Source organism: Micromonospora sp. AMSO31t (assembly GCF_008868175.1).
Lineage (GTDB): Bacteria > Actinomycetota > Actinomycetes > Mycobacteriales > Micromonosporaceae > Micromonospora.
Genome location: NZ_WBKT01000194.1, coordinates 1 through 10583 on the forward strand (window position 1 = coordinate 1; position 10583 = coordinate 10583).

General features: G+C 75.6%; 15 protein-coding genes. 2 read left to right on the forward strand and 13 right to left on the reverse strand.

Annotated elements, in window-relative coordinates; all coding sequences use genetic code 11:
* Positions 1-214: 214 nt before the first annotated feature.
* Positions 215-676: a hypothetical protein gene (locus tag F8274_RS27495; RefSeq protein ID WP_151465271.1), complete on the forward strand. Its 462-nt coding sequence runs from the start codon at positions 215-217 to the stop codon at positions 674-676.
* A gap of 30 nt (positions 677-706) precedes the next feature.
* Here F8274_RS27495 and hisF read toward each other — a convergent pair whose 3' ends face one another.
* The 12 genes from hisF to hisD all read right to left on the reverse strand — a co-directional run bounded on the left by hisF (position 707) and on the right by hisD (position 8959).
* A complete protein-coding gene (hisF, locus tag F8274_RS27500; protein WP_151465272.1) occupies positions 707-1474 on the reverse strand; it encodes an imidazole glycerol phosphate synthase subunit HisF in 768 nt (255 codons plus the stop codon).
* Between the two features lie 73 nt (positions 1475-1547).
* Positions 1548-2546 carry an NADP-dependent oxidoreductase gene (locus tag F8274_RS27505; RefSeq protein ID WP_151465273.1) on the reverse strand — a complete coding sequence of 333 codons (999 nt, stop codon included), beginning with the start codon at positions 2544-2546 and terminating at the stop codon, positions 1548-1550.
* Complete coding sequence (locus tag F8274_RS27510) at positions 2543-2968, reverse strand: organic hydroperoxide resistance protein (RefSeq protein ID WP_151465282.1); 426 nt, start codon at positions 2966-2968, stop codon at positions 2543-2545. The genes F8274_RS27505 and F8274_RS27510 overlap by 4 nt, the downstream gene beginning before the upstream one ends.
* A gap of 5 nt (positions 2969-2973) precedes the next feature.
* Positions 2974-3420 carry a MarR family winged helix-turn-helix transcriptional regulator gene (locus F8274_RS27515; RefSeq protein WP_151465274.1) on the reverse strand — a complete coding sequence of 149 codons (447 nt, stop codon included), beginning with the start codon at positions 3418-3420 and terminating at the stop codon, positions 2974-2976.
* 81 nt (positions 3421-3501) lie between these two features.
* Positions 3502-3939: a RidA family protein gene (locus F8274_RS27520; RefSeq protein ID WP_225854004.1), complete on the reverse strand. Its 438-nt coding sequence runs from the start codon at positions 3937-3939 to the stop codon at positions 3502-3504.
* Entirely contained in the window at positions 3936-4664 is a 729-nt protein-coding gene (gene priA / locus F8274_RS27525) for a bifunctional 1-(5-phosphoribosyl)-5-((5-phosphoribosylamino)methylideneamino)imidazole-4-carboxamide isomerase/phosphoribosylanthranilate isomerase PriA (RefSeq protein ID WP_151465275.1), read from the reverse strand. Before priA ends, F8274_RS27520 begins: the two co-directional genes overlap by 4 nt.
* Before the next feature lie 16 nt (positions 4665-4680).
* Complete coding sequence (locus F8274_RS27530; protein WP_151465276.1) at positions 4681-5004, reverse strand: hypothetical protein; 324 nt, start codon at positions 5002-5004, stop codon at positions 4681-4683.
* Positions 4997-5623: an imidazole glycerol phosphate synthase subunit HisH gene (gene hisH, locus F8274_RS27535; protein WP_151465277.1), complete on the reverse strand. Its 627-nt coding sequence runs from the start codon at positions 5621-5623 to the stop codon at positions 4997-4999. Before hisH ends, F8274_RS27530 begins: the two co-directional genes overlap by 8 nt.
* Positions 5623-5790, reverse strand: coding sequence for a hypothetical protein (locus tag F8274_RS31445; RefSeq protein WP_192580018.1), 168 nt, complete (start codon positions 5788-5790; stop codon positions 5623-5625). Before F8274_RS31445 ends, hisH begins: the two co-directional genes overlap by 1 nt.
* A gap of 58 nt (positions 5791-5848) precedes the next feature.
* Positions 5849-6460: an imidazoleglycerol-phosphate dehydratase HisB gene (hisB, locus tag F8274_RS27540; protein WP_151465278.1), complete on the reverse strand. Its 612-nt coding sequence runs from the start codon at positions 6458-6460 to the stop codon at positions 5849-5851.
* A gap of 55 nt (positions 6461-6515) precedes the next feature.
* Complete coding sequence (locus F8274_RS27545; protein WP_151465279.1) at positions 6516-7640, reverse strand: histidinol-phosphate transaminase; 1125 nt, start codon at positions 7638-7640, stop codon at positions 6516-6518.
* Positions 7637-8959 carry a histidinol dehydrogenase gene (hisD, locus tag F8274_RS27550; protein WP_151465280.1) on the reverse strand — a complete coding sequence of 441 codons (1323 nt, stop codon included), beginning with the start codon at positions 8957-8959 and terminating at the stop codon, positions 7637-7639. The genes F8274_RS27545 and hisD overlap by 4 nt, the downstream gene beginning before the upstream one ends.
* Positions 8960-9066: 107 nt before the next feature.
* Between hisD and F8274_RS27555 the strand changes: the two genes are divergently transcribed.
* The gene (locus F8274_RS27555) at positions 9067-9771 is read left to right on the forward strand and encodes an LON peptidase substrate-binding domain-containing protein (protein WP_151465281.1); all 705 of its coding nucleotides are present in this window, start codon (positions 9067-9069) and stop codon (positions 9769-9771) included.
* Here F8274_RS27555 and F8274_RS27560 read toward each other — a convergent pair.
* Positions 9737-10546: a DUF2567 domain-containing protein gene (locus F8274_RS27560; protein WP_151465284.1), complete on the reverse strand. Its 810-nt coding sequence runs from the start codon at positions 10544-10546 to the stop codon at positions 9737-9739. The genes F8274_RS27555 and F8274_RS27560 overlap by 35 nt on opposite strands.
* Positions 10547-10583 lie beyond the last annotated feature (37 nt).

Below are 10583 nucleotides of genomic sequence, written 5' to 3' on the forward strand. Positions count from 1 at the left end.
GGGGACGGCCGACGAGGCCACCGGCGAGCCGGCCGTCCCCTGCGCGCCCCGCCCGGCCGGCGAGGCCGCCTGACCCGCCCCTCGATCACGCAGCGTCACCCCCGCCGCGCCGACCGCCACCTCCTGGGACGACCCGGACGCCGCTGAGCTGCGACGACGTCCGACAGCGAAACCAGGTGTTTTCTCCGCCGTCGCGGCCGGGCATCATTCGTCCATGGGGGAGAACGGTTGGCGTTGGAGCGACGCCTGGATCTTCGTCTCACTGGTCATCGCGAGCGGCGCCGGTCGGCACCGCCGGGCCGCCGCCAGCCGGCGCCCGGAGGGCGTACGCCTCGCCGACGTGCTCTCCACCGCCGACCACCTCAACCAGGCCATCCCCGAGCGGCACGAGGTGGAGGGGGCGGTCCGCCGGCTGGTGAGCGCCGGCCTGGTGAGCGTCGCCGACGGCTGGTTCCGGGTCACCCCGGACGGCGAACGGCTCTGGCGCACCCGGCCCAGCGCCGGGCTGGGCACCACCGTGGACACCGTGCAGGGCGTGCTGAGCCGCGGCCCGGCTCCCGACGAGGTCGACTGGCAACTGGACGAGGACGACCACGCCGCCGCCGTGCAGGAGTACGCGGTCCGCTCGATCCCCATGCCGCGCCGCTCCCCCGAGGGCCACCCCGGCCGCCCCTGACCTCCGCCGTCGGCGTCCGGGTGCGCGCGGTCAGCGGACCGGGTGGCCGGCCCCGCGCAGGGCGTCCTTGACCTCGCCGACGGTCAGCTCGCCGAAGTGGAAGACGCTGGCCGCGAGCACCGCGTCGGCGCCCGCGCCGATGGCCGGCGGGAAGTGGGCCACCCGGCCGGCCCCGCCGCTGGCGATCACCGGCACGTCGACGACCGCGCGGACCGCCTCGATCAGCGGCAGGTCGAAGCCGGCCTTGGTGCCGTCGGCGTCCATCGAGTTGAGCAGGATCTCCCCGGCGCCCAGCCCGGCGGCGCGCGCCGCCCACTCGACCGCGTCGAGGCCGGCGCCCCGGCGCCCGCCGTGGGTGGTCACCTCGAAGCCGCTGGGCGTGGTGCCGGCCGGTGCCCGGCGGACGTCGAGGGAGAGCACCAGCACCTGGCGGCCGAACCGGTCGGCGATCTCGGCGATCAGCTCGGGGCGCGCGATGGCCGCGGTGTTCACCCCGACCTTGTCCGCGCCGGCGCGGAGCAGGGTGTCGACGTCGGCGACCTGGCGGACGCCCCCGCCGACGGTGAGCGGGATGAAGACCGACTCGGCGGTGCGCCTCACCACGTCGAGCATGGTGCCCCGGTCGCTGCTGGAGGCGGTGACGTCGAGGAAGGTCAGCTCGTCGGCGCCGGCCCGGTCGTACGCGGCCGCCAGCTCGACCGGGTCGCCGGCGTCGCGCAGGTCGAGGAAGTTGACCCCCTTGACCACCCGTCCGGCGTCCACGTCCAGACACGGGATCACCCGCACCGCAACCGTCATGCCGCGAGCCTATCCAACCGGCACGGCACGGCGGCCGGCCCGAGCGGGCCGGCCGCCGCGAACGAGTGCTGGCTCACACCCGGACGAGCATCTTGCCGAGGTTCTCGCCGCGCAGCAGGCCGAGGAAGGCCTCCGGGGCCCGCTCGATGCCGTCGACCACCGTCTCGTCGTAGGAGATCCGGCCGTCCCGCAGCCAGCCGGCCATCTCCTGGACGAACTGCTCGCGCAGGTGCCCGTGGTCGCCGACCAGGAAGCCGCGCAGGGTGAGCCGCTTGCCGATGAGCAGCGCCAGGTTGCGCGGGGCGGCAGGCGGCTCGGTGGCGTTGTACTGCGCGATCATGCCGCAGATGGCGGCCCGGCCGTGCAGGTTCATGGCACCGATGGCGGCCTCCAGGTGCTCGCCGCCGACGTTGTCGAAGTAGACGTCGACGCCGTCCGGAGCGGCGGCCCGGAGCTGGTCGCGGACCGGCCCGTCGTGGTAGTCGAACGCGGCGTCGAAGCCCAGCGCCCGCAGCCGCTCGACCTTGGCCGCCGAGCCGGCGCTGCCGACCACCCGGCCCGCGCCGCGCAGCTTGGCGATCTGGCCCACCATGCTGCCGACCGCGCCCGCCGCGCCGGAGACGAAGACGGTCTCGCCCGGCTTCATGGCCGCCACGTCGAGCAGCCCCGCGTACGCGGTCAGCCCGGTCATGCCGAGCACGCCCAGGTAGGCGGTGACCGGGGCCAGCCCCGGGTCGACCTTCCGCGCGCCCTTGGCGTCGACAAGCGCGTACTCCCGCCAGCCCAGGCCGTGGAGCACGACGTCCCCGGGCGCGAAGCCCTCGGCCTCGCTGGCCACCACCTCGCCGACCGCGCCGCCGTCGAGGGGGGCGTCGAGCCGGAACGGCGGCACGTAGGACTTGACGTCGTTCATCCGCCCACGCATGTACGGGTCGACCGACATGAACTGGTTGCGGACCACGAGCTGGCCCGGCCCCGGGGTGGGCACCTCGGTGGTGACCAGCCGGAAGTTGTCGGCGGTCGGCCAGCCCTGCGGCCGGGACGCCAGGTGGATCTCCCGGTTGGCCGTCATGCGGCGTCCCGGACGGTCAGGGTGACGTCGATGTTGCCCCGGGTCGCGTTGGAGTAGGGGCAGACCTGGTGGGCGGCCTCGACGAGCTGCTGCGCGGCGGACCGCTCGACGCCCGGCAGGTCGACCACCAGCGTGACCGCGAGGCCGAATCCGCCGCTGCCGTTCGGGCCGATGCCGACCTCGGCCTCGACGACCGAGTTCGAGACGTCCGCCCGGGCCTTGCGGGCGACCAGGCGCAGCGCCGAGTGGAAGCAGGCCGCGTAGCCGGCCGCGAAGAGCTGCTCCGGGTTGGTCGCGCCGCCGGCGCCGCCCATCTCCTTCGGGACGGCCAGGTCCAGGTCGAGGCCGCCGTCGGAGGTGCGGACGTGGCCGTCCCGGCCGTCGCCGGTGGCCCGCGCGGACGCGGTGTAGAGCACCTGCATGGTGGTCACTGCTCCTTCTGTCGGTGGATCGTCTCGGTGACCCGGGTGAGGGTGTCCCGCAGGGCGACCAGCTCGGCCTCGGTGAGGCCGGTGGCGAGGGCCACCCGCCGCGGCACCTCGTCCATCCGCTCCCGCAGGGCCCGGCCCTGGGCGGTGAGGCCCACCTCGACCCGGCGCTCGTCGGCCGCCGAGCGCGTGCGCACCACCAGACCGGCCGCCTCCAGCCGCTTGAGCAGCGGGGAGAGCGTGCCGGAGTCGAGCCGGAGGCGCGCGCCGAGTTCGGAGACCGTGGGGGCGTCGTCGCCGCGCTCCCAGAGCACCAGCAGCACGAGGTACTGCGGGTAGGTCAGGCCGTGCTCGTCGAGGATGGGCCGGTAGACGTCGGTGAGGGCGCGCGACGCCGCGTAGAGGGCGAAGCACACCTGCCGGCGCAGCACCAGATCATCGGTCACCGCCAAACCGTAGCGCCCAATTGAATCGTGCACAACCAATCGGGGCACGGAGTGGCCGCGCCCACACCCGGGGAACGGCCGTCAGCGATCGCCGAGCCAGGCCTCCAACTCGACCTCGACCAGGTGCTCCGGGTCGATCAGCCCCGCCACCACCACCATGGTGGCCACCGGCCGGACCGCGCCGAACACCGCGTTGTGCGCCCGGCCCACCTCGTCGGCGAACATCCGGTCGGTCACGTACATGCGGGTGCGCACCACGTCCGCCGGCCCGGCGCCCACCTCGGCGAGCGCGTCCAGGCCGATCCGGATCGCCTGGGCGGTCTGCGCGGCGGCGTCCCCGACGTGCGCCACCCGGCCGTCCACCGTCGAGGTGCAGCCGGCCGTGATCGCCACCTGCCCGGCCCGGACCACCCGGCAGTAGCCGTAGAGCGCCTCCCACGGGCCGCCCGAGCCGAGCCGGGTGACGGCGTCACCAGCCGACAGCTCCGGCCGGGCACCGTCGCCCGCGACCGCCGTCACGCGCCGGCCCGCAGGGTGGCCAGCGCCTCGGCGACGGTGAACGCCCCGGCGTAGAGCGCCTTGCCGGTGATCACACCCTCCACCCCCACCGGCTCCAGGGTGGCCAGCGCACGCAGGTCGTCCAGCGTGGACACGCCGCCGGAGGCGACCACCGGGGCGTCGGTGCGGGCACAGACCTCGCGCAGCAGGTCCAGGTTGGGCCCCCGCATCGTGCCGTCCTTGGTGATGTCGGTGACCACGTAGCGGGCCGCGCCGGCCTTGTCCAGCCGGTCCAGCACCTCGTAGAGGTCACCGCCGTCGCGGGTCCAGCCCCGGGCGGAGAGGGTACGGCCGCGCACGTCCAGGCCGATGGCCACCCGGTCGCCGTACTCGCCGCAGATCCGGTCACACCACTCCGGGTCCTCCAGCGCGGCGGTGCCGATGTTGACCCGGGCCGCGCCGGTGCCCAGGGCGGCCTGCAACGACTCGTCGTCCCGGATGCCGCCGGAGAGCTCGACCTTCACGTCGAGCCGGCGAACCACCTCGGCGAGCAGATGCGCGTTGGTGCCCCGCCCGAACGCGGCGTCCAGGTCGACCAGGTGGATCCACTCCGCCCCGTCGGACTGCCAGGCGAGGGCGGCCTCCAGCGGATCACCGTAGGTGGTCTCGCTGCCGGCGGCGCCCTGGACGAGCCGGACGGCCTGCCCGTCGGCGACGTCCACGGCGGGCAACAGGGTGAGGCTCAACGGACTTCTCCTCGCATCAGGAACGTCGGTCCAGCGCGATCACCACGACCGCGGGCAGGACCAGCAGCAACAACACGACCAACGCCAGCCGCAGCGCCAGGTCGTCCACGAAACTCCAGATGCCGGCCACGGCCGCGCCGGTGAGCAGCACGATCGCCGCCCGCTCGCCACGACTGTGCCGGCGCAGCCGGCCGGTGCGGCCCCGCCGCACCTCGGGCGTCAACCGGCGTACGACGGCACGCCGCCGGTCCCGGCGCGCCAGCCTGCGGGCGCGCGCGGCGCGTTCCCGCTCCAGCTCGGCCCTGCGCGCCTCCCGGCGCCGGGCCCGCTCCTTACTCAAGTGTGCCCAGCCAGTTGCGCAGCAGCGCGGCCCCCGTGTCGGCCGACTTCTCCGGGTGGAACTGGGCCGCCGACAGCGGACCCCGCTCGATCCCGGCGACGAAGTCCGTGCCGTGGTGGGCGGTGGTGACGGTGCCCCCGGCGGCGGCCAGCGCCGCCGGCGCGGTCACCCCGTAGGAGTGGACGAAGTAGAACCGGGCGTCCGCCGGCAGGCCAGCGAAGAGAACCGAGCCGGCCGGGGCCTGCACGGTGTTCCAGCCCATGTGCGGCAGCCGCGGCGCGGGCAGCCTGGTCACCCCGCCGGGCAGCAGCCCGAGCCCCTTGGTGACCACGCCGTGCTCGTCGCCGTGCTCGAAGAGCACCTGCATCCCCACGCAGATGCCGAGCACCGGGCGGCCGGCGGCGACCCGGTCGGCGATGACCGGGCCGGCGCCCAGCGCCTCGATCCCCGCCATGCACGCGGCGTACGCCCCGACGCCTGGCACCACCAGGCCCTCGGCCTCGGCGGCGGCGGCCAGGTCGGCGGTGACCGTGACGTCCGCACCGACCCGCGCCAGCGCGCGCTCGGCCGACCGCAGGTTGCCCGACCCGTAGTCGAGCACCACCACCCGCCGGCCCATCAGCTCTCCCCCGGCAGCAGCCAGAGCAGCCCGCCGGCGGTGGCCAGCACGGCCAGCAGGCCGGTGATCACCACGGCCGGGCGGGCGGCGCCCTGCTTGTAGAGCGACCAGGTCCCGCCGACCAGCACCCCGGCCAGGATCAGCAGCAACGTCGGCAGCACCCGCATCAGAGCCATCCTTCATTCGCGACTGCGGTACTCCGCTGCGCTGCGTTCCTCGCGCTCATCAGAGCGCGCCCTTCGTGCTGGGGATCGCGCCCTCGGCCCGCGGGTCGATCGAGGTGGCCTCGCGCAGCGCCCGGGACACCGCCTTGAACTGGGCCTCGACCACGTGGTGGGCGTCCGGGTGGCCGCCCGGCCGCGCCGCGCGCAGCACGTCCACGTGCAGCGTGACCCGGGCGGCCTGGCCGAACGACTCCCAGATGTGCCGGGTCATGCTGGTCGGGTAGACCGGCCCGATGTACGGCGCGAGCGCCGGCTCGTCGTGCACCACGTACGGCCGGCCGGACAGGTCGACCGCGGCCCGGACCAGCACCTCGTCCATGGGGACGGTGGCCGAGCCGTACCGCCGGATGCCGGCCTTGTCCCCCAGCGCCTGGTCGAACGCGGCGCCCAGGGCGAGCGCCGTGTCCTCCATGGTGTGGTGGGCGTCGATCTCCAGGTCGCCGACGGTGTGCACGGTCAGGTCGAAGCCGCCGTGCCGGGCGATCTGGTTGAGCATGTGGTCGTAGAAGCCGACACCGGTCTCGATGTCGGCCTTGCCGGTGCCGTCGAGGTCGATCTCGACGAGGACCTTGGTCTCCTTGGTGATCCGCTCCACCCGGGCGGTCCGGCTCATTGCTCGCCTTTCGGTCGCGACTGCGGGGCTCGCACGCTCACTCCTCGCGCTCCCACTACAGCTCCTCCATTGCCGACAGGAAGGCGTCGGTCTCGGCGGGGGTGCCGGCGGTGACCCGCAGCCAGCCGGGCAGGCCGACGTCGCGGACCAGCACGCCGGCGGCGAGCAGCGTGCGCCAGGCGGCGGCCTGGTCGACGGCTCCGGGTCGGGGCGCGGCGTCAGACGCGCCGAGCCGGAGTTGTCGGTCGCCACCGACCTCGAAGAGCACGAAGTTGGCGTCGCTGTCGGCCACCCGGTGCCCGCGGGCGCGCAGCTCGGCGACGATCCGGTCGCGCTGCCGCATGATCGCGGCGACGGTGCCGAGCAGGGCGTCGCGGTGGGCCAGCGCCGCGCGGGCGGCGGCCTGGGTGAGCGCCGACAGGTGGTACGGCAGCCGGACCAGCTGCACGGCCTGCACCACGGCCGGGTCGGCGGCCAGGTAGCCGAGCCGGCCGCCGGCGAAGCCGAACGCCTTGCTCATGGTGCGGGTGACCACCAGTCGCGGGTGCCCGGGCAGCACGGCGAGCGCGCTCACCGTGCCCGGCCGGGCGAACTCGGCGTACGCCTCGTCCACGACCACCATCCCGGGCGCCTCGGCCAGCACGGCGGCGACCACGGCCGGGTCGAGCGCCGTGCCGGTCGGGTTGTTCGGCGAGCACAGGAAGACCACGTCGGGCCGGTGCGCCCGGACCTGGGCCACCGCGTCGGCCACGGTCAGCCCGAAGTCCGCGTCGCGGGTGGCGGGGATCCAGCCGGTGCCGGTGCCGAGCGCCAGCAGCGGGTGCATCGAGTACGCCGGGGTGAAGCCGAGCGCCGTGCGCCCCGGACCGCCGAACGCCTGGAGCAGCTGCTGCTGGATCTCGTTGGAGCCGTTGGCGGCCCACACGTGGTCGGCGGTGAGCCCGTGGCCGAGGTGGCCCGCCAGGTCGGCGCGCAGCGCCACGGCGTCCCGGTCGGGGTAGCGGTTGAGGTCGCGCAGCTCGGCCGCGAGGGCCTTGCCGATCGCCTCCGCCACCGGCTCGGGCACCGGGTAGGAGTTCTCGTTGGTGTTCAGCCGCACCGGCACGTCGAGCTGCGGCGCCCCGTAGGGCTTGAGGCCCCGAAGGTCGTCGCGGATCGGCAGGTCGTCGAGAGTGGTCACGGGGTCTCCCCCGGGAAGCGCGCGCTGACCGCCTGGCCGTGGGCCGGCAGGTCCTCGACGCCGGCCAGGGTGACCACGTGCGGGGCCACGTCGCGCAGCGCCTCCTGCGTGTATTCCACCAGGTGCACGCCGCGCAGGAAGGACTGCACGGACAGGCCGGAGGAGTGCCGGGCGCAGCCGCCGGTGGGCAGCACGTGGTTGGAGCCGGCGCAGTAGTCGCCGAGCGACACCGGCGACCAGGCGCCCACGAAGATCGCGCCGGCGTTGCGCACCCGCAGCGCCCACTCGCGCGCGTCCGCGGTCTGGATCTCCAGGTGCTCGGCCGCGTACGCGTCGACCACCCGCAGCCCGGCCTCCAGGTCGTCGACGAGGACCACCCCGCTCTGCTCGCCGCGCAGCGCCGTGCCGATCCGCTCGGCGTGCTTGGCGGCCGGCACCTGCCGGGCCAGCTCGGCGTCGACCGCGTCGGCGAGCGCCGGCGACGGGGTGACCAGCACGCTGGCCGCGAGGGGGTCGTGCTCGGCCTGGCTGATCAGGTCGGCGGCGACGTGCGCCGGGTCGGCGGTGTCGTCGGCCAGGATGGCGATCTCGGTGGGCCCGGCCTCGGCGTCGATGCCGACCACGCCGCGCAGCAGCCGCTTCGCGGCGGTGACCCAGATGTTGCCCGGGCCGGTGATCATGTCGACCGGGTCGCAGCGCTCGGCGCCCGCCGGGTCGACGGTCGCCCCGTACGCCAGCATGGCCACGGCCTGGGCGCCGCCGACGGCGTAGACCTCGTCGACGCCGAGCAGCGCGCAGGCGGCGAGGACCCGCTGGTCGGGCAGGCCGCCGTTCTCCTTCTGCGGCGGGCTGGCCACCACCAGCGAGCGGACCCCGGCCGCCTGGGCGGGAACCACGTTCATGACCACGGTCGACGGGTACATGGCCAGGCCGCCGGGGACGTAGAGGCCCACCCGGTCGACCGGCACCCAGCGCTCGGTCACCGTGCCGCCCGGCACCACCTGGGTCGTGTGGTCGACGCGGCGCTGGTCGGCGTGGACCTTGCGGGCCCGGGTGATCGACTCCAGCAGCGCGGCCCGGACCTGCGGGTCGAGGCTGTCCTCGGCCGCGCGGATCACGTCGACCGGCACCCGCAGGTGCACCGGGGAGACGCCGTCGAACCGCTCGCTCGCCTCGCGGATCGCCGGGTACCCATGCTCCCGGACCGCCTCCACGAGGGGGCGGATCCGCTCGACGGCCACGGAGACGTCGAGTTGGGCACGCGGCAGCAGGCGGCGCGGGTCACGGACCCCGCCGCGCAGGTCGATCCGGTTCAACACCCTTGCGAGTCTAGGCTGCCGCCCCGCGCGCCGACCGGAGCCGCCCGTACGCCGGGACGGTGAGCCGGGACACGCCACCGGGACGCGATCGGGATAGTCTCGATCACGTGACCGCACGGCTGCCGGTTTTCCCGCTCGGGACGGTCCTGTTCCCGGGGCTGGTCCTCCCGCTGCACATCTTCGAGGAGCGTTACCGGGCGCTGGTGCGCCACCTGGTCGGGCTGCCCGAGGGCGCGGCGCGCGAGTTCGGGGTGGTGGCGATCCAGAGCGGCTGGGAGGTCGCGACGGCCGGCCCGCCGGGCCGGTCGGGCCCCGCCGGCGGCGAGGTCACCCTCCACGACGTGGGCTGCACCGCCGAGCTGCGGCAGGTCACCGAGCTGGCCGACGGCGGGTTCGACATCGTCACCGTGGGGCGGCGGCGGTTCCGCGTCGCCGAGGTCGACGACGCCGCCGCGCCCTACCTGACCGCCGAGGTCGAGTGGCTGCCCGAACCGGCCGGCACCGACGAGGTCACCGACCTGCTGGCCGCCCGGGTCATCTCGGTGTTCCGGCAATACCTGGGCCTGGTCCGGCCGGACCCGCAGGAGATCTCCGAACAGCTCCCGGAGGATCCGACGGTGCTGTCGCACCTGGTCGCGGCGACCGCGGCGCTGACCGTCGACGACCGGCAGCGGCTGCTCGCCATCGACGACACCGCCGGGCGACTGCGGGCCGAGCTGCGGCTGCTCAACCGGGAGACCGCCCTGCTCCGCCAGGTCCGGGCCGTCCCGGTGCCGCTCAGCGAGCTGGCTGGTCCCCCGGTCCCGAACTGATCCCCGGCCCGCCGGGCGCCGGGCCGCCGGGCACTGGCCCGCCGGGTGCCGGGCCGCCGGGTGCCGGGGCGTCGGGTGCCGGGGCGTCGTCCCACTCCGGCTCCGGCCGCAGCGAGGGCCACCGCGACCAGCCGGCCAGCAGGGTGTACGTCACGGCGGCGCCGAACGCCGCCAGCAGCAGGTTGCCGTGCGGGACGGGCAGCGGCCCGTACCAGTCGATCCCGCCGGCGCGCAGGTCGGCGGGCTTGGTGAAGTCGGTCCCGGGCGGCGCGGTGTCCAGGAGCCGCTGATAGGTGCCGAGCCCGATCCGGCGGCCGACCTGCCAGGCCACGACCGCCGCCCCGAGCCCGCCGAGCGCCCCGGCGACCAGGCCGATCGGGCCTCGCCTGCGGCGCAGCGCCACCCAGAGGGTGATCGAGGCGAGCACCCCGAAGCCGAGCGCGAGCAGGCTGAACCAGCCGTCCGCGGCGATCGGCTGCTCCGGCTGCGGGGTGGCGTAGACGGCGCCGTCGGCGGTCATCTGCACCGGCGTGCCGGGGGCCACCAGCGCCCAGAGCAGGCCCAGGGGCGCGCCCAGCGCGGTCAGCAGCAGCGCCGCGCCGAGGGCGACGGCGGTGGCCCGGCCCCCGGCCCGCTGGGTGGCCGACGGCGCACCGGGCACCGCGCCCACGACGCCCGGGTAGCCGGCGAGCGGGTCCGCTCCGGGCGCGGTGATCGGGGTGCCGGCGGGCACCGGCAGGCCGCCGGGCCACGCGGGCGCCTCCCCCTCGCCCACGCCCGGGGACCGGTCGGCGGCCTCCCGCCCACCTGGT